General features: G+C 63.1%; 20 protein-coding genes. 11 read left to right on the top strand and 9 right to left on the bottom strand.

Translation table 11 applies throughout. From position 1 onward, the window contains the following. Positions 1-43: 43 nt before the first annotated feature. A complete protein-coding gene (locus tag NN662_RS17125; RefSeq protein ID WP_261931429.1) occupies positions 44-1,627 on the top strand; it encodes a peptide chain release factor 3 in 1,584 nt (527 codons plus the stop codon). Between the two features lie 15 nt (positions 1,628-1,642). Here the strand turns inward: NN662_RS17125 and NN662_RS17120 are convergent, their stop codons facing one another. Further along, complete coding sequence (locus tag NN662_RS17120; RefSeq protein WP_261931428.1) at positions 1,643-3,001, bottom strand: Nramp family divalent metal transporter; 1,359 nt, start codon at positions 2,999-3,001, stop codon at positions 1,643-1,645. A gap of 231 nt (positions 3,002-3,232) precedes the next feature. On the opposite strand from NN662_RS17120, the gene mntR reads away from it, so the two are divergent. The 3 genes from mntR (at position 3,233) to NN662_RS17105 (ending at position 6,941) form a co-directional block, all read left to right on the top strand. Continuing rightward, on the top strand, positions 3,233-3,682 hold the full coding sequence (gene mntR, locus NN662_RS17115) for a manganese-binding transcriptional regulator MntR (RefSeq protein WP_261931427.1): 450 nt from the start codon (positions 3,233-3,235) through the stop codon (positions 3,680-3,682). A 1,395-nt stretch (positions 3,683-5,077) separates the two neighbouring features. Beyond that, positions 5,078-6,127, top strand: a complete 1,050-nt coding sequence (locus tag NN662_RS17110; protein WP_261931426.1) for a type I restriction endonuclease — start codon at positions 5,078-5,080, stop codon at positions 6,125-6,127. Between the two features lie 331 nt (positions 6,128-6,458). Beyond that, positions 6,459-6,941, top strand: a complete 483-nt coding sequence (locus tag NN662_RS17105; RefSeq protein ID WP_261931425.1) for a VOC family protein — start codon at positions 6,459-6,461, stop codon at positions 6,939-6,941. A gap of 28 nt (positions 6,942-6,969) precedes the next feature. On the opposite strand, the gene ubiB is transcribed toward NN662_RS17105, so the two are convergent. Further along, the gene (ubiB, locus tag NN662_RS17100; RefSeq protein WP_261931424.1) at positions 6,970-8,544 is read right to left on the bottom strand and encodes a 2-polyprenylphenol 6-hydroxylase; all 1,575 of its coding nucleotides are present in this window, start codon (positions 8,542-8,544) and stop codon (positions 6,970-6,972) included. A gap of 6 nt (positions 8,545-8,550) precedes the next feature. Further along, on the bottom strand, positions 8,551-9,327 hold the full coding sequence (gene ubiE / locus NN662_RS17095; RefSeq protein ID WP_261931423.1) for a bifunctional demethylmenaquinone methyltransferase/2-methoxy-6-polyprenyl-1,4-benzoquinol methylase UbiE: 777 nt from the start codon (positions 9,325-9,327) through the stop codon (positions 8,551-8,553). Positions 9,328-9,489: 162 nt separating this feature from the next. On the opposite strand from ubiE, the gene mutM reads away from it, so the two are divergent. From mutM to dnaA, 4 genes are all read left to right on the top strand, one after another. After that, positions 9,490-10,368 carry a bifunctional DNA-formamidopyrimidine glycosylase/DNA-(apurinic or apyrimidinic site) lyase gene (mutM, locus tag NN662_RS17090; protein ID WP_261931422.1) on the top strand — a complete coding sequence of 293 codons (879 nt, stop codon included), beginning with the start codon at positions 9,490-9,492 and terminating at the stop codon, positions 10,366-10,368. A gap of 30 nt (positions 10,369-10,398) precedes the next feature. Continuing rightward, on the top strand, positions 10,399-11,172 hold the full coding sequence (locus NN662_RS17085; RefSeq protein ID WP_261931421.1) for an enoyl-CoA hydratase: 774 nt from the start codon (positions 10,399-10,401) through the stop codon (positions 11,170-11,172). 200 nt (positions 11,173-11,372) lie between these two features. Then, on the top strand, positions 11,373-11,639 hold the full coding sequence (gene rpsT / locus NN662_RS17080) for a 30S ribosomal protein S20 (protein WP_261931420.1): 267 nt from the start codon (positions 11,373-11,375) through the stop codon (positions 11,637-11,639). An 829-nt stretch (positions 11,640-12,468) separates the two neighbouring features. Continuing rightward, complete coding sequence (gene dnaA / locus NN662_RS17075; protein ID WP_261931419.1) at positions 12,469-13,908, top strand: chromosomal replication initiator protein DnaA; 1,440 nt, start codon at positions 12,469-12,471, stop codon at positions 13,906-13,908. A gap of 96 nt (positions 13,909-14,004) precedes the next feature. Here dnaA and NN662_RS17070 read toward each other — a convergent pair whose 3' ends face one another. Beyond that, positions 14,005-14,340: a hypothetical protein gene (locus NN662_RS17070; protein ID WP_261931418.1), complete on the bottom strand. Its 336-nt coding sequence runs from the start codon at positions 14,338-14,340 to the stop codon at positions 14,005-14,007. Between the two features lie 144 nt (positions 14,341-14,484). Here NN662_RS17070 and NN662_RS17065 point away from each other — a divergent pair, with 144 nt between their 5' ends. Then, positions 14,485-15,078 (top strand): class I SAM-dependent methyltransferase, encoded by a 594-nt coding sequence (locus NN662_RS17065; protein ID WP_261931417.1) that lies wholly within the window; start codon positions 14,485-14,487, stop codon positions 15,076-15,078. 59 nt (positions 15,079-15,137) lie between these two features. Here the strand turns inward: NN662_RS17065 and NN662_RS17060 are convergent, their stop codons facing one another. From NN662_RS17060 to rph, 5 genes are read right to left on the bottom strand one after another with little or no spacing between them, the layout of a single operon-like run. Then, positions 15,138-16,589 carry a coniferyl aldehyde dehydrogenase gene (locus tag NN662_RS17060; protein ID WP_261931416.1) on the bottom strand — a complete coding sequence of 484 codons (1,452 nt, stop codon included), beginning with the start codon at positions 16,587-16,589 and terminating at the stop codon, positions 15,138-15,140. Between the two features lie 18 nt (positions 16,590-16,607). Then, a complete protein-coding gene (hemW, locus tag NN662_RS17055) occupies positions 16,608-17,795 on the bottom strand; it encodes a radical SAM family heme chaperone HemW (protein ID WP_261931415.1) in 1,188 nt (395 codons plus the stop codon). Further along, positions 17,795-18,439 (bottom strand): RdgB/HAM1 family non-canonical purine NTP pyrophosphatase, encoded by a 645-nt coding sequence (gene rdgB / locus NN662_RS17050; RefSeq protein WP_261931414.1) that lies wholly within the window; start codon positions 18,437-18,439, stop codon positions 17,795-17,797. Before rdgB ends, hemW begins: the two co-directional genes overlap by 1 nt. Then, positions 18,439-18,861, bottom strand: coding sequence for a VOC family protein (locus NN662_RS17045; RefSeq protein ID WP_261931413.1), 423 nt, complete (start codon positions 18,859-18,861; stop codon positions 18,439-18,441). Before NN662_RS17045 ends, rdgB begins: the two co-directional genes overlap by 1 nt. A 20-nt stretch (positions 18,862-18,881) precedes the next feature. After that, the gene (rph, locus tag NN662_RS17040) at positions 18,882-19,604 is read right to left on the bottom strand and encodes a ribonuclease PH (protein ID WP_261931412.1); all 723 of its coding nucleotides are present in this window, start codon (positions 19,602-19,604) and stop codon (positions 18,882-18,884) included. A 175-nt stretch (positions 19,605-19,779) separates the two neighbouring features. On the opposite strand from rph, the gene hrcA reads away from it, so the two are divergent. Both hrcA and grpE read left to right on the top strand, forming a co-directional pair. Beyond that, positions 19,780-20,868 carry a heat-inducible transcriptional repressor HrcA gene (gene hrcA, locus NN662_RS17035; RefSeq protein WP_261931411.1) on the top strand — a complete coding sequence of 363 codons (1,089 nt, stop codon included), beginning with the start codon at positions 19,780-19,782 and terminating at the stop codon, positions 20,866-20,868. A 111-nt stretch (positions 20,869-20,979) separates the two neighbouring features. After that, positions 20,980-21,627 (top strand): nucleotide exchange factor GrpE, encoded by a 648-nt coding sequence (gene grpE / locus NN662_RS17030; RefSeq protein WP_261931410.1) that lies wholly within the window; start codon positions 20,980-20,982, stop codon positions 21,625-21,627. Positions 21,628-21,637 lie beyond the last annotated feature (10 nt).

Genomic DNA, 21,637 nt, shown 5'->3' with positions numbered 1-21,637 from the left:
TTAGCTTGTATGAGGGCCGCCAATTCACAGGATTCTCGAAGACATGGCCGAAAGTTTGAACGAGGCGGTTTCGCGCCGCCGCACCTTTGCGATCATCGCCCACCCGGACGCCGGCAAGACCACGCTCACCGAAAAGCTGCTGCTGTTCGGCGGCGCGATCCAGCTCGCCGGTGAAGTGAAGGCGAAGAAGGACCGCATCCAGACGCGCTCCGACTGGATGAAGATCGAACGCGAACGCGGCATCTCGGTCGTCACCTCGGTGATGACTTTCGAGTATAACGACCGCATCTTCAACATCCTCGATACGCCCGGCCACGAAGACTTCGCCGACGACACCTATCGTACGCTGACGGCGGTGGATGCGGCCATCATGGTCATCGATGCCGCCAAGGGTATCGAGCCGCGGACGCTGAAGCTCTTCGAAGTCTGCCGCATGCGCGACATTCCGATCATCACCTTCATCAACAAGATGGACCGCGAAAGCCGCGATCCGTTCGAGATCCTGGATGAGGTCGAGGAGAAGCTGGCGCTCGACACCGCCCCGATCACCTGGCCGGTCGGCCGCTCGAAGACCTTCTGCGGCGCCTATCACCTGGCCGATAATGCCTTCCGCGGTTCCGATACCCAGGTTGTCGCCATTCCGGTCAACGGCCCGCAGAGCGTTGCCGAGCGTCTGCCGGAAAACGAGCGCGAGACCTTCATCGAGGAGCTCGAACTCGCCCGCGAGGCCTGCCGCCCCTTCGACCGGGCGGCCTTTCTCGAAGGTCACATGACGCCGGTCTTCTTCGGCTCCGCGCTCCGCAACTTCGGTGTTCGTGACCTCATCAATGCGCTCGGCGATATCGCACCGCCACCGCGCGACCAGGTGGCCGATATCCGCACTGTACACGCGGCCGAGGACAAGATGACGGCCTTCGTCTTCAAGATCCAGGCGAACATGGACCCCAATCACCGCGACCGCATCGCCTTTGCCCGCATCTGCTCCGGCAAGCTGGAGCGCGGGATGAAGGCGCGCCTTTCGCGCACCGGCAAGCAGATGGGCCTGACGGCCCCGCAATTCTTCTTCGCCTCGCAGCGCCAGCTAGCCGACACCGCCTATGCCGGCGACGTCGTCGGCATCCCGAACCATGGCAGTTTGCGTATCGGCGACACGCTGACCGAAGGCGAGCCGCTGGTCTTCCAGGGCGTGCCGAACTTCGCGCCTGAAATCCTGCGCCGCGTGCGGCTGGAGGATGCGATGAAGGCGAAGAAGCTGAAGGAGGCGCTGCAGCAGATGGCGGAAGAGGGCGTCGTGCAGCTCTTCTCGCCGGAAGACGGCTCGCCCGCCATCGTCGGCGTCGTCGGCGCGCTGCAGCTCGACGTTCTGAAGGAACGCCTGTCGGCAGAGTATGGCCTGCCGGTCTCCTTCGAAATGCCGCGCTTTTCCGTCTGCCGCTGGATTTCGGCGGAGAAGACGCTGGAGCTCGAAAAGTTCATCTCCACCCATCGCGGCGATATCGCCCGCGACCTCGACGGCGATCCGGTGTTCCTCGCACAGGACGGTTTTTCGCTTCGGTACGAGAGCGAGCGCTATCCGGACATCCGCATGGTGGCCATCAAGGAATATCACGCCGCAAAGGCGGCGTGATCCAAGCCAGCGGCCTCAGCCGGCAAAGGTGTCGTAGAGCAGCTTGAAGTTCAGCACGAGGATGAGGCCGGCGACGAGCCATGCCAGCAGCGCGACGGGCCGCGGTATGGCGAAGACACCCATCTTCTTGCGGTCGGTGACGAAGCGCACCAGCGGGATCACCGCAAACGGTAGCTGCATCGACAGGATGACTTGCGACAGGATCAGCAGTTCGGCCGTGCCGCGCTCGCCGTAGATTGCGGTGACCGCGATGACCGGGATGATCGCCAGTCCGCGCGTGATCAGCCGCCGCATCCAGCCCGGCAACCGCAGCCTGAGGAACCCTTCCATGACGATCTGGCCGGCGAGTGTCGCGGTGACCGTCGAGTTGAGGCCGGAGGCAAGCAGGGCCACGGCAAACAGGGTCGAGGCGATGCCGAGCCCGAGGATCGGCGACAGCAGCTTGTAGGCGTCCTCGATTTCGGCGACTTCCGTGTGGCCGGTCGTGTGGAAGGCCGCCGCCGCGATGATCAGAATCGCCGCATTGATGAACAGCGCCATCATGAGGGCGACGGTACTGTCGATCGTCGCCCACTTGATCGCCTCGCGCTTTCCCTTCTCGGTGCGCTCATAGGCGCGGGTCTGCACGATCGAGGAGTGCAGGTAGAGATTGTGCGGCATGACGGTGGCGCCGATGATGCCGATGGCGATGTAGAGCATGGCCGGGTTGGTGACGATCTCGCCCTTCGGCATGAAGCCGCCAAGCACGGCAGCGACCGGCGGCGAGGCAGCGGCGATCTGCACGGCGAAACACACGAAGATCACGGTCAGCAGCGTGATGACGAAGGCCTCAAGGAAGCGGAAGCCCTTCTTCATCAGGAGCAGGAGCAGGAACACGTCGAGCGCCGTGATCAGCGCGCCGGCGATCAGCGGAATGCCGAACAAGAGGTTCAGCGCGATCGCCGTGCCGATGACCTCGGCGAGATCGCAGGCGATGATGGCGAGCTCGCAGGCAAACCACAGGGCATAATTGACCCGCGGCGAATAGTGATCGCGACAGGCCTGGGCGAGATCGCGTCCGGTGGCGATGCCGAGCCGCGCCGTCAGCGCCTGCAGGAGGATCGCCATCAGGTTCGACAGCATGATGACAGAGAGGAGTGTGTAGCCGAACTGCGATCCGCCAGCGAGATCCGTCGCCCAGTTGCCGGGGTCCATGTAGCCGACCGACACCATGTAGCCCGGCCCGGCAAAGGCCAGAAGCTTGCGGACCCACGACCCGGTCTGCGGGACCGCGACCGAGCTGTGGACTTCCGGCAGGCTGGGGCGCTCCTTGTCTTCGGGAAGCGAGAATTGCCAGCCGGTCCTCTGTTCGGCGGTCGTCGGGGCATCGGACATCAAGGGGCCTTTCGCGGATGCAGCATTACCAGTTTCGTACAATCTGCCCCACAGCTTATAATTATGCAATAGGCTATATTTCATATATGAGGGTTCTTGAAATGGCCGGGCGACTCCGGCAAAGGGCATCGGGCGAGATGCTTCGGGGATAACGGCAGGGCCTGCTGTTAAAAATCCAAGCATTTGCTATAACTCTTCAAGAGCAATTGAGGTTGGGGGCGAAAGCGGACCTTGGCGGCGACACGCAAACATATCGAGCGCAGCGAGCCGTTGCCCGACGCGGAAGTGCATTCCGAAGGCTTTCGCCAGACCCGCGAGGCGCGCCGCAACGCACTGATCGAGGATTACGTCGAGCTGATCGCCGACCTCATCGAGGACGGCAACGAGGCGCGCCAGGTGGATATCGCCGCCCGCCTCGGCGTCGCCCAGCCGACGGTCGCCAAGATGCTCGCCCGCCTGACGGCCGAAGGCCTCGTCACCCGCAAGCGCTATCGCGGCGTCTTCCTGACCGAGGCCGGCCTGAAGGTCGCCCAGGAAAGCCGCGAACGCCACCAGACCGTCGTCGCCTTCCTGATTTCGCTCGGCGTCTGCGAGGAAACCGCCCGCATCGACGCCGAGGGCATCGAGCACCATGTCAGCGTCGAAACGCTGGAGGCCTTCCGCAAGGCGATGCGGGGGTAGCGGGCGAGGCGCTCCATGTTTTCCCTCATCCTCGGGCTTGTCCCGGGGATCCAGCCGTCGCGCGTCGGCGCGGCGAGAAGACCGTCTGGAAGACTTTCTGGTGACGCGCAAAAGTAAGTCTCCCGCGCGATAGACATCGCGCTGCTGGATCCCGGATCAAGTCCGGGATGACGGGTGTGGTGGCCTGTTGCCGTCACGGTCGTCGTTCGCATCGTCATCACCTTTCCTAACTCCGGACACACCTTCCCCTTCACGCGCCGTTTCCGGCCGTGGCATGAAGGGGATGAAGGACGAAGCGCCCGGGGTGCCTCATCTTTTGTATAATACATGGCCCTTCCGGGCGCCTCGTTCGGCGGTTTATGCCCGCGGATCCCTCTGCGGCCTCACCTCGCGGTAGGGCCTTGCGTGCCTCGAAGGCACATCGTTCAAGGGCGCGCCGGCGGGGCGTTTTTGACGCCCGACCGGTCTGCCCACCCGCCAGCACGCAACGGCTTGCGTCCTGTATGGCCCCCGCATCGCGGGAACCGCACGGGCCGAGGGGGACCGTTCGCGAACCCTGACGGATATGAGCCCGCGATCGCCCGCACCCGTCAGCGCCGGTTTCGCTCGCCAGGTTCGCTCCCCCGGCCTATCCACACGGAACAGGACGAGTATGGCACGGGTTCTGGGGAGGGGGATGTGCGTGGAAGATTTGTGGCTTGTGGGGCGCCTCTCCCCTTGCGGGAGAGGATACAAAATCACGGTCTTGGCGCAGCCAAGTCGTAGATTTTGTTGGTGAGGGGGTTGGTTTGCTAGGCGTGGCCCTGATCCCCTCTCTTGGAATTTCTAACACTTAGCTAAAGCTAAGCTGTTGACCAGCCTTCGCGCGGCGTCGCGCTCAGGCCTCCGTTCGCTGAAATCGACTTCATCGATTTCCGGCCTTTGGCCGCCGCTCCGAAGTCTCCCCCGCCAAGGGGGAGATGACGCGCCGCCGGCGTCGCGCTCCATGTCTCCCCTCATCCTCGGGCTTGTCCCGGGGATCCAGCGGCGCGATGTCCATCGCGCGCGAAACTCCTTCCTTTGGGGTACGATACCCAAGGGCTGCATCTCTCACCGCGCCGACGCGCGGTAGCTGGATCCCCGGCACAAGGCCGAGGATGAGGGCGGAGGGGTGGCGGCCTCGGTGTCTGCCGTTGCCGGTGTCATTGCCGTGCTCCTCTTCGCCACCACCGCCGCTCGCCCACATTTCCGTCATGCCGGACCTGATCCGGCATCCAGCCACCGCGCGTCGGCGCGGCGAGGAGAGGAATTGCCACAAGGCAAATTTGAATACGGAACATTGCCGTGAATTTAAATAAACATTGACTGGCAGATGCAAGTCGGCAAGTTTTCTACTTTCGATGGTGGGAGGGGAACATGTCGATCGAAGATAATTTGCGTGCTCTATCCGAGAAAGTGAAAGTCCATTCTGCATCAATGCTTACGGAGGAAGCGGTCAAGACGGCGATTGTTCTGCCTTTCCTGCGTGCTCTTGGATATGACGTGTTTGATCCGTTTGAGGTCATCCCTGAGTTCACGGCAGATGCCGTCGGGAAAAAGGGGGAAAAGGTCGACTATGCCATCAAACTCGACGGCGAGATCAGAATACTCATTGAGTGCAAGCCGCTGACGACGGTGCTGGACAAGCGGCACCTCGATCAACTTTTCCGGTATTTCACCGTCACGAATGCCAAGTTTGCCATTCTGACAAATGGGAAGACCTTCAACTTCTACACGGACTTGGAGGAAACAAACAAACTCGACACGAGACCATTCCTTATCTTCGATATCGGCGACTTGCAGAGCGGCACCATTGCCGAGCTCAAGAAATTCGAGAAGGCAGCCTTTGATGTTTCCGCCATACTCGCGACCGCGGAGCGGCTGAAATACACGTCAGGCGTCAAGAGGGAGATTGCCAAGCTCGTCGATGAGCCGACGGAGGAATTTGTCAAACTGGTTGCCCGCAATGTCTATGAAGGCCAGATGCGTGCGCCGGTGAAAGAAATGCTGACCGGTGTTGTTAAGGCTGCCTTCAGGGAGGTCATCATGGATGCCGTGAAGAGCCGGCTATCCACCGCATTGGCAGACGCAGAAGATGTGAGCGACGTGGCGGAGGAGGCGCCGCAGGTCGAAGAGGAGATTGTCACGACCGATGAAGAACGAGAAGGCTTCATGATCGTCAAGGCCATCGCTAGGGAAGCCATTTCATCAAAGCGGGTCTTCATGCGGGACGCAAAGAGCTACTGCGCTGTGCTGATCGACAACAACAATCGCCGCCCACTTGCCCGACTGCATTTCAACAGGTCGACAAAATACCTCGGCCTTTTCGACAAGGATGACGAGGAGCGGGTCGCCTTGGACAGCCTGGATCAGATTTACGATCACGCGGAGCGAATCCGAGCGACGGCCAAGAAGTATCTCGATTAATCGCACGCCCTCACTTCCGTCATGCCGGACTTGATCCGGCATCCAGCCACCGCGCGTCGGCGCGGTGAGGGGACCGTCCTTGCGGCGAACCGGCAGGCCGCCCGAGAGAGTCTCCCGCGCGATGGACATCGCGCTGCTGGATCCCGGATCGGGTCCGGGATGACGGGGAGGGGGAGGCGCTGCGACTTCGGTTCGGCGCGAACGAGGAGGCGCGCAAGAAAGCTCTCCAGGAATTTGACAAGGATCATCTTTTGCACGCAACTTCGTGCCATGACGGAAGGGGCTTGCGGTCAGAGGTATCGGGATCGCGAGGCCTTGGGAGGAGGAGAGAATGGCAGATCTTGTCACATGTGTGTGGTTCGACCACGGTGAGGCCAGAAAGGCTGCGGAGTTCTACGCGGCCACATTTCCCGACAGCCATGTGGATCGGGTCAACAAGGCCCCTTCGGATTTTCCCGGCGGCAGCGGCGGCAGTGAACTGACGGTGGAGTTCGCCGTGCTCGGCCGGCGGTTTGTCGGTCTCAATGGAGGCCCGAATTTCAAGCCCAATGAAGCGGTGAGCTTCATGGTTGTCGTCGACAGTCAGGACGAAATCGATCGCTACTGGGATGCGATCGTCGGCAATGGCGGCGCGGAAAATGCCTGCGGCTGGTGCAGGGACCGCTGGGGCTTCTCCTGGCAGATCACGCCAAGGCGACTGCTGGAATTCGTCGGAAGCGACGACCCGGTCGTGGCGAAACGGGCCTTCGAGGAAATGATGACCATGATGAAGATCGACATCGCCCGGATCGAAGCCGCAGTCGCATCCGGCTGACGGCCGGGAGGGACGGGGCAAAGCCCTCCTACGCCAGCACCCAGCCGATCCAGATCAGTGCCGCGGCGATCACCCAGAGCGCCAGCCGGCCGGAGCGGTTGTGGCGGGCTTCGGCCTTGCCGATGGCGTCTGCCGTGGCCGGGTCGAACCTCAGGCCGTTTTCGCTCATCACCATCAGTTCGTGATGGAATTTTTCCGTGCGGGCGGCGATTTCCGGGACGGCTTCGGCGAGCTTCAGGGCGGCCGACAGGCCGTCCTTCAGGTCGGTGACGATGCGCTTCGGGCCGAGATTGTCGCGGATCCACCCCGACACGACCGGTTCCGAGGCCTTCCACATGTTGAACTTCGGGTCGAGCGTGCGCGCCACGCCCTCGACGACGACCATGGTCTTCTGCAGCATGACGAGCTCGGGCCGCGTCTCCATGTCGAAGAGTTCGGTCACTTCGAAGAGGAGCGTCAGGAGCTTGGCCATCGAGATGGTCTCGGCCGGCTGGCCGTGGATCGGCTCGCCGATCGCGCGGATCGCCTGGGCGAAGCTCGCATGGTCGTGGTGGCCGGGCACGTAGCCGGCCTCGAAATGGGTTTCGGCGACGCGCATGTAGTCGCGGGAGATGAAGCCGTAGAGGATTTCGGCGAGGAAGCGGCGCTCCTTCTTGCCGAGCCGGCCGACGATGCCCATGTCGACGGCCACCACGGTGCCGTCGGCTTCCACGAAGAGATTGCCCTGGTGCATGTCGGCATGGAAGAAGCCGTCGCGCAGCGTGTGGCGCAGGAAGGCCTGCATCATGGTGACGGCAAGCGCGTTGAGATCATGGCCGGCGGCTTTCAGCGCCTCGACATCCGACATCTTGATGCCGTCGATCCATTCCATGGTGACGACGTCGCGGCCGGTGCGCTCCCAGTCGACCTTCGGCACGCGGAAGCCCGGATCGTCCTTGGAATTCTCGCCGAGCTCGGAGAGCGCTGCAGCCTCGAGGCGCAGGTCCATCTCGACCTTGGTCGTCTGTTCGAGCGTCTTCGTCACCTCGACCGGACGCAGCCGCCGGGTCTTGGGGATGAAGCGTTCCTGCAGCCGGGCAAAGGCATATTGTGCCTCGATGTCATGGGCGAAACGCTCGCGCACGCCGGGGCGGATGACCTTGACGGCGACCTTGCGGGTGACACCGTTCGCCTCGACCTCGGCCGGATGCACCTGCGCGATCGATGCGGCGGCGACCGGTTCGCCGAACGAGGCGTAGAGCGCCTCGATGCTGCGGCCGAGCGAGGCCTCGATCTGCGCCCTGGCGGCGGCCGTCGGGAAGGTCTGCATGCGGTCCTGCAGCATGGAGAGGTCGGCGGCAAATTCGACGCCGACGACGTCCGGGCGGGTCGCCAGGAACTGACCGATCTTGACGTAGGACGGGCCGAGCCGTTCGACCGCGCGGGCGAGATTGTCGCGCCGGTCGCGGCGAAGCGCGCGGTTGCGGGCAAAGATCCCGGCAAGCGTCTGGCCGAAGCGGGCGAGCGGCGGCAGGTCTTCCGAAGGCAGCGCCGAGACGACGCCTTCGCGGACGAGAACCCAGCCGACCCGGGCGAGCCGGTAATATGCGCCGATCGTGCTCATCCGGGCTTAGAGCTTCCAGCCGGAATGGAGCGCCGCGATGCCGCCGGTGTAATTGGTGAAGGTGACGCGGGAGAAGCCGGCGGTCTCGATCATGGCCGCAAAATCCTTCTGGCTCGGGAACTTGCGGATCGATTCGACCAGATACTGGTAGGGCTCGTCGTCGCCGGTGATCGCCTTGCCGAATTTCGGGATCGCCTTGAACGACCATTCGTCATAGACGCGGTCGAGGAGCGGCAGCTCGACTTCGGAAAATTCGAGCACCAGCAGCCGGCCGCCGCGCTTCAGCACCCGGTAGGCTTCCGACAGCGCCACGTCGATGCGCGGCACGTTGCGGATGCCGAAGGCGATCGTGTAGGCGTCGAAGGAATTGGCTTCGAAGGGAAGCTCTTCGGCGTTCGCCTCGACGAAGGTGAGATTGTCGGAAAGACCCTTCTTGGCGGCGCGCTCCTCGCCGACGGCCAGCATCGAGCCGTTGATGTCGAGGACGGTCGCGTGCGCCTGGCGCTTCGAGGCCTCGATGATGCGGAACGCAATGTCGCCGGTGCCGCCGGCAACGTCGAGCACGCGGTAGGACGGATCGGGCCGCGGCGTGAGGGCGGCGACCATGGCGTTCTTCCACACCCGGTGGAGGCCCGCCGACATCACGTCGTTCATGATGTCGTAGCGCTTGGCGACCTTGTGGAAGACGTCGTTGACGAGGCCCTGCTTTTCGCCTTCCGCAACGTCGCGGAAACCGTAGGATGTCGCCATGCCGCCATCGGCGGACGTGCGGCCTTCAGCCATGAGCCTTACTCCATTTCAAACACGGGATGCGGAAATCTCTTTGCCGCACCTTATATAGGGCGTGTCGGCGAAGGCGAGAACACCCTTTGCCGCAGCCTGTCCGCGCTGCTATAGCCGGAAACGGAAAATCTTGAAACAGGAAGTTCGACGAAGGGTTACCGGATGCCGGAATTGCCGGAAGTGGAGACCGTCAGGCGCGGGCTCGCCCCCGTGATGGAGGGCACCGTGCTGGGCCGGCTGGAACTGCGCCGCAGCGACCTGCGCTTTCCCTTTCCCGAGGCCTTTGCCGAACAGGTGGCCGGAAAACGCATCGTCTCGCTGTCGCGCCGCGCCAAATACCTTCTGATCGATCTCGAGGACGACCTGACGGTGGTCGCCCATCTCGGCATGTCCGGCTCGTTTCGCGTCGCCGATGCAACACTCGGCGAGTTCCACCATCCGCGCGGCAAGGACGAAAAGCACGACCACGTCGTCTTCCATCTCGAAGGCGAGGGCGCAGGCCGGCATGTTATCTATAATGACCCGCGCCGCTTCGGCTTCATGGACCTGATGCGCCGATCCGATCAGGCGGCCTATCCCGCGTTTCGCGACCTCGGGCCGGAGCCGACCGGCAACGCGCTCGACCCCGACTATCTCGCCGCCCGCTTCCGCGGCAAGGCGCAGCCACTGAAATCGGCGCTCCTCGACCAGAAGGTGATCGCCGGGCTTGGCAATATCTATGTCTGCGAGGCGCTCTGGCGCGCCGGCCTGTCGCCGCTCAAGCCCGCCGGCAGCCTGGTGACGAAGACCGGTCGGCCGGGAGCGAAGCTCCTGGAGCTGGAAGCCGCAATCCGCGCCGTCATCGCCGACGCGATTGTCGCCGGCGGCTCGACCTTGCGCGACCATATCCGCACCGACGGCTCGCTCGGCTATTTCCAGCACTCCTTCTCCGTCTACGACCGGGAAGGCGAGCCCTGCCGCCGCGAGGGCTGTGGCGGCACCATACAGAGGCTCGTGCAGGCGGGCCGCTCGACATTCTATTGCCCGCGCTGCCAGAAATAGCGCGCAGACCAAGATGAAAGGGAGATGAGCATGGCCTATGAGACGCTGATCGTGGAGACGAAGGGCAGGGTGGGCGTCGTCACGCTCAACCGGCCGCAGGCGCTGAATGCGCTGAATTCGACGGTGCTTTCCGAGATGATCGAGGCGCTGGCCGCCTTCGACGCCGACGACGCGGTCGGCGCGATCGTGATCACCGGCTCGGAAAAGGCCTTTGCCGCCGGCGCCGACATCAAGGAAATGCTGCCGCTCGAATACCCCGACATCTACAAGTCCGGCTTCATCGCCGGCTGGGACAAGGTGGCGGCGACCCGCAAGCCGATGATCGCTGCTGTTTCCGGCTATGCGCTTGGCGGCGGCTGCGAGCTCGTGATGATGTGCGACATCGTCATGGCCTCCGAGACGGCGAAGTTCGGCCAGCCGGAGATCACGCTCGGCGTCATCCCCGGCATGGGCGGCACGCAGCGCCTGGTACGCTCGGTCGGCAAGGCGAAGGCGATGGATCTCGTGCTCACGGGGCGGATGATGGACGCGAAGGAGGCGGAAAGCTGCGGCCTCGTCGCCCGCGTCGTCGCGCCGGAAAAGCTGATCGAGGAGGCCATGGCCGCCGCCGAAAAGATCGCCTCCTTCTCGCTGCCCTCGGTGATGATGGCCAAGGAAGCGGTCGCTAATGCCTTCGAGCTGACGCTCGCCGAAGGCATGCGCTACGAGCGAAACCTGTTCTATGCGCTGTTTGCGACCGAGGACCAGAAGGAGGGCATGGGCGCCTTTGCCGAGAAGCGCAAGCCGGACTTCAAGAACCGGTGAACAGCGGTGGCGGCATGCAGATTCTTTTCCGCCGGACCCCGTTTGCGCGTTGACGTCCGGCGCGATTGCAGCTATATGCCCGCCACGGTTTGGGAAGCCCGTCAGGCTTTCCCTTAAATTTGCTCCCGCATTGTTGCACGGAATGGCCGCAGACTGGCCGCGGCGATGACGGGATTGTTTGATTTCGAAGAGAGGCATACATGGCCAATACCAAGTCGGCAAAGAAGGCGACCCGCAAGATCGCTGGCCGTACCGCAGTCAACAAGAACCGCGTTTCTCGCGTCCGCACCTTCATCCGCAAGGTTGAAGAAGCAATCGCTTCCGGCAACGCTGCCGACGCTCTCGCAGCCCTTCAGTCCGCCCAGCCGGAACTGCAGCGCGCCGCATCGAAGGGCGTCATGCACCGCAACACCGCATCCCGCAAGGTGTCGCGTCTTGCCCAGCGCGTGAAGGCCCTTTCGGCCTAATTTCGACGCTTCATTTCGTCTCTCGACAAAGCCTGGCCGTTTCGGCCGGGCTTTTCGTGTTTCTTCCGGCGTCGAAATCCGTATACGTCAATATGTCATTCTTGTGACGTGGCGGTGACATTAAAAAATCATTAAAATCAACGGCTTGCAGAAGGATATGACGGCCGGATCGATCTCACGCTACGGAAGATGACGTCCAAAGTGAGTCAAGCGAATTTTTATTTTTTTTCGATTTCGGGTGTTGCAGACCTGCACTGAAGCTGAATCTCCTTGATTCAAAAGCGATTCTCCAACGCTCCAAAACGGCCTTTTAAACCCCGCCCTCAGAGTCAATGGCCGCCCGTTAAGTTTGCGTAAATTTCACCGTTGATCTTGGCCATCGATCTTGCCTAAATGGCTTCCAGCAAAGGGGTGGGGCAACTCCAAAAGGTTAGGCATGAAAATTGCTGGCAACGGCAAGCGATTTTCTGCACCCACTTGCTGCGGGGCTTTTCTGTTCCGCCTTTCGCGAAAGGAGAAGGGGTTTTGCTCGGAGTCCGCATGGTCTCCGGACGCTCTGTCTTTGTCTCTTTTCGAGAGTGTGAAGCGTAGGCGGGTGGCTCCGCCAGAAAAGAAGGAGGCCGATTTTTTGGTGACCGGGCAAGCGCATGCGAGGGCGCGAACTTCAGGTCTTGACTGAGAACTGACTGGTGCGACGGAGACCTGCTCGGCGAAGCGGGACGTGGCGCCTGTATAAAAAAGGCGGAAAAAAGTGCTGACTACAATCAAATCATCCGGTTCCAACGATAATGCCGAGGAAGTGCTGTCTGCGGCGGGAGGCTGGTCCAACATGGATCAAAACGTGCTGTTCGACCGCTTCAGCAAACGTCTGAAGGCCCAGGTCGGCTCCGACGTCTACGCAAGCTGGTTTGGGCGTCTGAAGCTGCATTCGGTCTCGAAGAGCGTCGTAAGGCTTTCCGTTCCCACCACCTTCCTGAAATCCTGGATCAACAACCGCTATCTCGATCTCATCACCAGCCTGCTGCAGGAAGAGGAGCCGGCAATCCTGAAGGTCGAGATCATGGTGCGCAGCGCGACCCGTGCCGCCAAGCCGTCGACCGAGGAGACCGCCTCCGCCGGAGCCGATGCGCCGGTCCAGACAACGCTGTCCGGCCCGCAGTCGATCGCCCAGGCCGTGCCAGCCCTCAAGGCGCAGATGCAGCGCCCGGCCAATACGCAAGGTCCGCTGTTCGGTTCGCCGCTCGACAGCCGTTATACCTTCGACAGCTTCATCGAAGGCGCGTCGAACCGCGTCGCCCTTGCCGCCGCCCGCACGATTGCGGAAGCCGGCGCGAGTGCCGTCCGCTTCAACCCGCTGTTCATCCATTCGTCGGTCGGGCTCGGCAAGACGCATCTTCTGCAGGCGATCGCCAATGCGGCGATTTCCAGCCCGCGGCAGCTCCGCGTCGTCTATCTGACGGCGGAATACTTCATGTGGCGCTTCGCCTCGGCGATCCGTGACAATGACGCGCTGTCGCTCAAGGATTCGCTGCGCAACATCGACCTTCTCGTCATCGACGACATGCAGTTCCTGCAGGGCAAGTCGATCCAGCACGAATTCTGCCATCTCCTCAACATGCTGCTCGACAGCGCCAAGCAGGTCGTCGTCGCCGCCGACCGCGCGCCGTGGGAGCTGGAATCGCTCGACCCGCGCGTTCGCTCCCGCCTGCAGGGCGGCGTGGCGATCGAGATGGAAGCACCCGATTACGAGATGCGCCTGGAAATGCTGAAAGGCCGCCTGGAGCTCGCCCGCAAGGAAGATCCGTCGATCGACATTCCGGCCGACATCCTTTCGCATGTCGCCCGCAAGGTGACGGCGAGCGGCCGCGAACTGGAAGGCGCGTTCAACCAGCTCCTGTTCCGCCGTTCCTTCGAGCCGAACATCTCGGTCGAGCGCGTCGATGAGCTGCTCGCCCATCTGGTCGGCGCCGGCGAACCGCGCCGCGTGCGCATCGAGGACATCCAGCGGATCGTCGCCCGTCATTACAACGTGTCGCGCCAGGAGCTGGTCTCCAACCGCCGCACCCGCGTCATCGTCAAGCCGCGCCAGATCGCCATGTATCTGTCGAAGACGCTGACGCCGCGCTCCTTCCCGGAAATCGGCCGCCGGTTCGGCGGACGCGATCACACCACCGTGCTGCACGCGGTGCGCAAGATCGAGGAGCTGATTTCGGAAGACACGAAGCTGTCCCACGAGATCGAGCTTCTGAAGCGACTGATCAACGAATAGGCGGACCAGAAGGGCCGGCGGAAACGCCGGCCTTTTTCTTTGGTTGTGACCGCAAGAAGTGCTGGAATCTGGTAATTGGCTATGCGGGCCGGGGCGTCATTTTTTCGCGCTGAGCGCCTTGAGATAATCCGAAATCGCTTGAACACACTTCACTGACGCCTGGTGCCGCTCATCGGTCAGACGCCCGAGCCCCATGTGCTCCGTTACGACTCGGTCGAGATATGAAATTGCGTCCTTCGGTTGGCCTCCCTGACGCAGGAGATGAACGACATGGAGGAGGTAGGAATCGTATTCGTCGGCCGCGCAGGTCTTCCAGTCTGCCGATTCAACACTGCGGATACCGATTGGATCCCAATCATCCCACCCGATCTTTCGTAGTTCGCTGAGCTGGATGTTCAAAGGGCTATTCATCAGACCACCATCAACGCTCACCTGGACATTGATTATCCTATATCCGCGACATCATCTTGGGCAACCTTCGTGTCGTCTGAAGGACAGAGCGCTCGGCTTTCGCAAACATTGTCCTTGCCCTACAAGATTTGTGGACGCTACTGCTTCTATATGATTGAAGGCGTGATGACCGACGATCATTCAACCGACCGCTTCTACGCACAGAATGCCGCCCGGTACGCCGCGGATACGGAACGGCGCGACTTTGGGCGTCTGGATGCCTTCATCGACCGCCTGCCGGAAGGCGCCCGCGTGCTCGAACTCGGCTGCGGCGCAGGCCATGACAGCGCCCACATGCTGGCGCGCGGGATCGACGTAAGGCCAACCGACGGCACGGCAGAAATGGCCGCCGAAGCCGAGAGGCGGCTGGGTGTTGCGGTGGGCGTGTTGCCGTTCGACGCTCTTTCGGATGTCGCCTGTTTCGACGCGGTCTGGGCGAACGCTTGCCTACTGCACGTGCCGCGGACTGGACTGCCGGATGTCATCGGCCGCATCGCGCGGGCGCTGAAGGCCGGCGGCCTGTTCTACGCGAGCTACAAGACGGCGGCGGACGAGACGATCGACCGCTTCGGCCGATACTACAACAATCCGTCGGTGGAATATCTGCAAAGCACCTATGAGGCAGTCGGCCTCGGCGCCATCGAGGTCGATGCCAGAGCGGGCGGCGGCTATGACGGCCTGCCGACCGAGTGGCTGCATGTGACGGCGGTGAAGGCTTGAGGGCGGTCCCTCATGGCATTGGGAAGGCCGTACCGGTGTCCCCGTCAAGGCGTTAGGCGTCAGGCAAGGCGGTTGAGCAGGCGGATGATGAGGCGGGCGAGGCGGCCGTAGGGCGGATAGAGCAGCGGCATTGCCGACAAACGGGATTGCCGGAAGACGGGTTTTTCCTTCGACAGCGCCCTGAACCCGTACTCGCCGTGATAATGGCCGTTTCCAGATGCGCCGACCCCTCCGAAGGGCAGTCCGTCCTGCGCCAGATGCAGGATCGTGCCGTTGATGGTGACGCCGCCTGCAAGCGTGTGCTTGAGGATACGCTCCTCGACCGCCTTGTCCGTTCCAAACCAGTAGAGCGACAGGGGCCTGTCGCCGGCATTGACCAGAGCGATGGCATCGTCGGCGGTATCATAGGCAATGACGGGCAGGATCGGGCCGAAAATCTCCTCCTGCATGACAGCCATGCCGGGCTTCGCATTGGCGATTATCGCCGGCGGAAATATGCGTTGCTCCCGGGACGGTGCGTCTCCCAGGACTTCGACCTCTCCGCCGATGGCGCGGGCGTCCTCGAGAAGTCCGTTCAGCCGGTCGAAATGCCGATCGTTGATGATGCTGGTATAATCCGGATTGCCCTCGAATGTCCGATATTGCCTGGCGACTTCCGCCTTGAAGAGCTGCAGGAAATCGGCGAGCACGTCGCGTTGGACCAGCGCGTAGTCGGGTGCCACGCAGGTCTGCCCGGAATTGATCAGCTTGCCCCAGGCGATCCGCTCTGCTGCCAGTTCGAGGTTGGCGGAGCGGTCGACGATGGCCGGGGATTTGCCTCCGAGTTCGAGAGTAACCGGCGTCAGGTTGCGCGCGGCGGCTTCTGCCACCTTGCGTCCGACCGCCGTGGAGCCGGTAAAGACGAGATGATCGAACGGCAGCGCGGCAAAGGCCTGCGCGACCGACACGTCGCCGGTGATAACCGCGACCTCGCCTTCGCTGAACGTGGCCGCGACGGCAGCCTTCAGCACCTCGGCAAAGGCCGGAGTGAGCTCGGAGGGCTTCAGCATCGCCCTGTTGCCGGCAGCCAACGCGCCTGCAAGCGGGCCGAGGAGCAGCAGCAAAGGGTAGTTCCAGGGACCGATGATGCCGACGGCGCCGAGCGGTTGGGTCAGGATAAAGGCCCTGCTCGGCCGAGACGTCCAGCTGACGGATGCCTTGCGCGGCTTCATCCAGGCCTTCAGGTGGCGCTTCGCGTGGCGGATCGCAGCCCGGCTGGTGACGATTTCCGTCAACGAGCTGACAATTCCGGACCGCCCGCCAAAATCGGCGTCGATGGCACGGCTGAAGCGCTCGCCGTGCTCTGCCAGCATGCGGTCAAGTCTGTCCAGGCGATCACGCCGCGTTTGAAGCGCGGGATACATGTCTGCTTGATGCGCGCGCTTCTGGAGGGTGAGCACGGCGGTAAGCCTGTCCGTCGCAGGCGGGACGCTCTGGTGCGCGGCGCTATGCGAGGGATCCTGTTCCGGCATCGGCCTCTTCCTTTCGCGTCAGCAGGCGAGATCCGCCACCACCGCGTCGAGCACCAGCATGCCCGAAGGGGTGCATCTGAGGCGCGAATTGCCGATCCGCTCGATGAAGCCGTGCTCGAGGAGCGTGGCCTCGCGCTTCGGATCGGGATCGCGGCCCGACAGCATCTGCCAGCGGGCGAGATCGACACCTTCGCGCAGGCGCAGGCCCATCAGCAGCAATTCGTCGGCCTGCTCCTCGTATCCGAGAAGCTCCTGGTCGATCATGCCGTGGCCCTGCGTCTCGACGAGTTGCAGCCAGGCTTCCGGATTGCGCTCCGTGCTGGTCGCGGTCTTGCGGCTGCCGGTCTTGAGGCGGCCATGCGCCCCGGGGCCGATGCCGGCATAGTCGCCGTAGCGCCAGTAGGTGAGGTTGTGGCGGCTTTCGGCGCCCGGCCTTGCATGGTTGGAAACCTCGTAGGCCGGCAGCCCCTCGTCGGCGGTGATCGCCTGGGTCGCTTCATAGAGCAGGGCCGACTGGTCGCCGTCCGGCACGATCAGCTTGCCGGCCTTGTGCAGCCCGTAGAAGGGCGTGCCTTCCTCGATCGTCAGCTGGTAGAGCGACAGATGGTCGACGGCATAGGAAATCGCTTGCCTGAGCTCCTGCTCCCAGGCGTTGACCGTCTGGTTGGGGCGGGCATAGATGAGATCGAACGACATGCGCGGGAAGATTTCGCGCGCCAGCCGGATCGCCTTCAGCGCATCGGCGACATCGTGCAGCCGGCCGAGGAATTTCAGGTCGGTGTCGTTCAGCGCCTGGACGCCGAGCGAGACGCGATTGACGCCGGCGGCCCGGTAGCCCCGGAAGCGCTCGGCTTCGACGCTCGACGGATTGGCCTCCATGGTGATCTCGATGCCGCCCGGCACATGCCATTCGCGGGCAATGCCATCCAGGATGGTCTCGACCGTTTTCGGCTGCATCAGCGATGGCGTGCCGCCGCCAAGAAAGATGGAGGTGACGGTGCGCGGACCGCTCATCTGCCGCATGGTCGCCATTTCCTTCAGAAAGGCGGCGGCGAAACGTTCCTGGTCCACCGGCTGGTGGCGCACATGGCTGTTGAAGTCGCAATAGGGGCATTTGGCCGCGCAGAACGGCCAATGGAGATAGACGCCGAAACCCGGATCGCCGGTATCGGGCAGCAGTCCGGCATATGCATCTATCAATGCCATCAGGCCTCCAGGCAGGTTTCGACGAACAGCTTGAAGGCTCGGGCGCGGTGCGACAGGGCTTCAGCGTCGCCTGGCTTCCAACCGTGCTTTTCCTCGGCCTCCATCTCGCCGAAGGTGCGCTCATGGCCCTCGGGCTGGAAGATCGGGTCGTAGCCGAAGCCGCGGCTGCCGCGCGGCGGCCAGACGATCACGCCGTCCACTTCGCCGCGGAACATCTCCGTATGCCCGTCCGGCCAGGCAAGGCAGAGCACGGAGACGAAGCGGGCGGTGCGCTGATCGGCGGCGGCGCCCTTGTCCTCGAGCGCCTTTTCGACCTTCTCCATCGCCATCATGAAGTCGCGGCCGCTGCCGTCGGGCTTTTCGGCCCAGTCGGCGGTGTAGACGCCCGGCGCGCCGTCGAGCGCGTCGACGACGAGGCCGGAATCATCGGAGAGCGCCGGCAGGCCGGAGGCCTTCGCCGAGGCAAGCGCCTTGATCGCGGCATTTTCCTCAAAGGTCGTGCCGGTTTCGTCGGGGACCGGAAAGTCGAGCGCGGCGGCCGAGCTGGCATTGAAGCCGAACGGGCCGATCAGGTCCTCGATTTCGCGGATCTTGCCGGCATTGTGGCTGGCGACGACGATCGTCTTCTGGTCGAGTTTGCGCATCAGTCCTGCTCTAGTCCCCATAGTTTCGGTTCGGCGCATTCAAGGCTGTTGCCGGCCGGATCGCGAAAGTAGATCGACCGCGCGCCGTTCGGCCAGCAAAAATCGGCCTCGATTGTAACGCCGGCCTCTTCCAGATGCGCCCGCAATCCGTCCATCCGGTCGCCGGCAACGCGGAAGCAGGCATGCCCCGGACCGTTCGTGCCATGCGCCGGCACCGGCAGACGATCCGGCGCGGCGGGCTTGGCCGTCTCGTCCGGATTGAAGACCAGCAGGATGCCGTCGCCGCAGCGAAAGAAGACGTGCCGGTCCGCCACCCGTGTGATTGTCTCTAGGCCGAGGATGCCGCCATAAAACGCCTCCGCCGCGTCGAGATCACGGGCGTAGAGGGCTGTTTCCAGTATGGCGGCAATCGCGTTCGTCATGATCTCCGGGACGCTCAGCCTCAGGCTGCGCCGACCGCCTGCTTCTGCAGCGAGACGAGATCGGCAATGCCGGTCTTGGCGAGGCCCATCAGGGTCAGGAATTCCTCGTCCGAGAACGGCTTGCCTTCCGCCGTGCCCTGGATTTCGACGATGCCGCCCTTGCCGGTCATGACGAAGTTGGCGTCGGTTTCGGCGGCGGAGTCTTCCAGATAGTCGAGGTCGATGACCGGCTGATTGGCGAAGATGCCGCAGGAGATGGCGGCGACATGATCGATCAGCACGCGATCGGTCTTGATCATGTTGCGCGCTTCCATCCACTTCAGGCAGTCGTAAAGGGCGATCCAGCCGCCGGTGATCGACGCCGTGCGGGTGCCGCCATCGGCCTGGATGACGTCGCAGTCGACGGTGATCTGGCGCTCGCCGAGCGCTTCGAGATCGATGACGGCGCGCAAGGAGCGGCCGATCAGGCGCTGGATTTCCTGCGTGCGGCCGCCCTGCTTGCCGGCGGTCGCCTCGCGGCGCATGCGCTCGCCGGTGGAGCGCGGCAGCATGCCGTATTCGGCCGTGACCCAGCCCTTGCCGGAATTGCGCATCCAGCCCGGTACTTTTTCTTCAAGGCTGGCGGTGCACAGAACATGCGTATCGCCGAACCTCACCAGGCAGGAGCCTTCCGCGTGCTTGGTGAAATTGCGCTCGAAGCTGACGGCGCGCATTTGATCTGTTTTCCGGCCGGATGGACGCATGAGGTATCTCCCTGTTCTTTGGTCAGCCTTCTACGGCCCGCCCGGCCGTTTTGCAAAGAAAAAGCGAGAAAGAGGCGCGACTTCCGGGGCCGCGGGCGATTTTCCGGTTTGTCTTGCAAAACGGAACGACTATATTTTCGGTCAGAGTTGAACTGTGATGGATATCGCGCATCAGATGAGTTTTCCTGGCAAACCGGACAAGGACGCCGTCACCGCACTGGACGATCGTTCGAAGGAGATTTTCCGGCGGATCGTGGAGAGCTACCTGGAGAGCGGCGAGCCTCTGGGATCCCGCAATCTCTCGCGTCTCCTGCCGATGTCGCTGTCGCCGGCCTCCGTGCGCAACGTGATGAGCGATCTGGAGGAACTTGGTCTCGTCTACTCCCCGCATATCAGCGCCGGACGTCTGCCGACGCAGCTCGGCCTGCGCTTCTTCGTCGACGCCTTCATGCAGATCGGCGACCTGTCGGAGGACGACCGCGCCTCGATCGACCGCCACATGGGCACCGGCCATGCCGATCACTCGGTCGAAACCCTGCTCAACGATGCCAGCCAGATGCTGTCGGGCATGTCGCGCGGCGCCGGACTGGTGATCACCTCTAAGGCCGATCCGGTCTTGAAGCACGTCGAATTCATCAGGCTGGAACCGACCAAGGCGCTGGCCGTGCTGGTCGGCGAGCAGGGGCAGGTGGAAAACCGCATCATCGATCTGCCCTCCGGTATCACCACCTCGCAGCTGACCGAGGCGGCCAATTTCATGAATGCCCACATGACGGGCCGCACACTCGCCGAATTGCGCCGACAGCTGGAGGCGCTGAAGGACGAGGTGCGCCGCGAGCTCGATACGCTGTCGCAGGATCTCGTCAGCCGCGGCCTTGCGGTGTGGTCCGGATCGGGCGAGGAGGGCAAGCCGGCCCAGCTCGTGGTGCGCGGCCGCGCCAACCTGCTAGAGGGCGTGGGCGGCGTCGAGGACATCGACCGGCTGCGCATGCTCTTCGATGATCTGGAAAAGAAGGACAGCCTGATCGAGATCATGAGTCTCGCCGAAACCGGGTCGGGCGTGCGCATCTTCATCGGCTCGGAAAACAAGCTGTTCTCGCTGTCCGGTTCCTCGCTGATCGTCGCGCCCTTCCGCGATGCCGACGAGCGGATCGTCGGCGCGGTCGGCGTGATTGGCCCGACGCGGCTCAATTACGCGCGCGTCGTCCCCATGGTCGACTACACCGCGCAGCTGATGGCACGGCTCGCCCGCTCGGGGCGCTAGACAATCCCGAAAACGACGGATTTCCGGCCGGCCATCGCACGCAAGCCTTGATTTTTCGGCCGTGAACCTCGATATCGGGCACGACATGAAATGACCTATCCGGAGATCGTCATGACCGATGAAATGAAGAAGAACGGCCCTGACACCGCCGCAGAGGCCGCAGCTGAAACCGACGCTTCCAAGGAGCAGGACGCAGCCGGCGCAGCCGAAGCGGAAACGCGGGCGCCCGATCCGATCGAACAGCTGCAGGCCGAAAACCTCGACCTTCGCGACCGCATGCTGCGCCTCGCAGCCGAGATGGAAAACCTGCGCCGCCGTACCGAGCGCGACGTCAAGGATGCCCGTTCCTATTCGGTCGCTGGCTTTGCTCGCGACATGCTCGCCGTATCGGACAACTTGCGCCGCGCGCTCGATGCCGTTCCGGCCGAAGTTCTTGAAAGCGCCGATGCCGGCCTGAAGGCGCTGGTCGAAGGCGTCGACATGACCGAGCGCTCGATGCTTTCCGCGCTGGAGCGTCACGGCGTCAAGAAGATCGAATGCGAAGGCGAGAAGTTCGACCCGAACTTCCACCAGGCGATGTTCGAGGTTCCCAATCCGAACGTGCCGAACAACACCGTCATCCAGGTCGTCCAGGCCGGCTACACGATCGGCGAGCGCGTGCTGCGCCCGGCCATGGTCGGCGTCGCCAAAGGCGGCCCGAAGCCGGAAACCGTTACGGTCGAGCCGGGTACCGAGGCCGTCAACGAAAAGGACGCCTGAGGGCGCACCT

This window comes from Rhizobium sp. NRK18, assembly GCF_024385575.1.
GTDB lineage: Bacteria > Pseudomonadota > Alphaproteobacteria > Rhizobiales > Rhizobiaceae > JANFMV01.
Note: the sequence above shows the minus strand (reverse complement) of the source record. Positions and strands in the feature narration are given on the sequence as shown.

Coding starts and splice junctions, on each gene's coding strand:
- NN662_RS17125 (WP_261931429.1), top strand. CDS start 44: ATGGCCGAAAGTTTGAACGAGGCGGTTTCGCGCCGCCGCACCTTTGCG.
- NN662_RS17120 (WP_261931428.1), bottom strand. CDS start 3,001: ATGTCCGATGCCCCGACGACCGCCGAACAGAGGACCGGCTGGCAATTC.
- NN662_RS17110 (WP_261931426.1), top strand. CDS start 5,078: ATGTCGATCGAAGATAATTTGCGTGCTCTATCCGAGAAAGTGAAAGTC.
- NN662_RS17105 (WP_261931425.1), top strand. CDS start 6,459: ATGGCAGATCTTGTCACATGTGTGTGGTTCGACCACGGTGAGGCCAGA.
- ubiB (WP_261931424.1), bottom strand. CDS start 8,544: ATGAGCACGATCGGCGCATATTACCGGCTCGCCCGGGTCGGCTGGGTT.
- ubiE (WP_261931423.1), bottom strand. CDS start 9,327: ATGGCTGAAGGCCGCACGTCCGCCGATGGCGGCATGGCGACATCCTAC.
- mutM (WP_261931422.1), top strand. CDS start 9,490: ATGCCGGAATTGCCGGAAGTGGAGACCGTCAGGCGCGGGCTCGCCCCC.
- NN662_RS17085 (WP_261931421.1), top strand. CDS start 10,399: ATGGCCTATGAGACGCTGATCGTGGAGACGAAGGGCAGGGTGGGCGTC.
- rpsT (WP_261931420.1), top strand. CDS start 11,373: ATGGCCAATACCAAGTCGGCAAAGAAGGCGACCCGCAAGATCGCTGGC.
- dnaA (WP_261931419.1), top strand. CDS start 12,469: ATGGATCAAAACGTGCTGTTCGACCGCTTCAGCAAACGTCTGAAGGCC.
- NN662_RS17065 (WP_261931417.1), top strand. CDS start 14,485: ATGACCGACGATCATTCAACCGACCGCTTCTACGCACAGAATGCCGCC.
- NN662_RS17060 (WP_261931416.1), bottom strand. CDS start 16,589: ATGCCGGAACAGGATCCCTCGCATAGCGCCGCGCACCAGAGCGTCCCG.
- hemW (WP_261931415.1), bottom strand. CDS start 17,795: ATGGCATTGATAGATGCATATGCCGGACTGCTGCCCGATACCGGCGAT.
- rdgB (WP_261931414.1), bottom strand. CDS start 18,439: ATGCGCAAACTCGACCAGAAGACGATCGTCGTCGCCAGCCACAATGCC.
- NN662_RS17045 (WP_261931413.1), bottom strand. CDS start 18,861: ATGACGAACGCGATTGCCGCCATACTGGAAACAGCCCTCTACGCCCGT.
- rph (WP_261931412.1), bottom strand. CDS start 19,604: ATGCGTCCATCCGGCCGGAAAACAGATCAAATGCGCGCCGTCAGCTTC.
- hrcA (WP_261931411.1), top strand. CDS start 19,780: ATGAGTTTTCCTGGCAAACCGGACAAGGACGCCGTCACCGCACTGGAC.
- grpE (WP_261931410.1), top strand. CDS start 20,980: ATGACCGATGAAATGAAGAAGAACGGCCCTGACACCGCCGCAGAGGCC.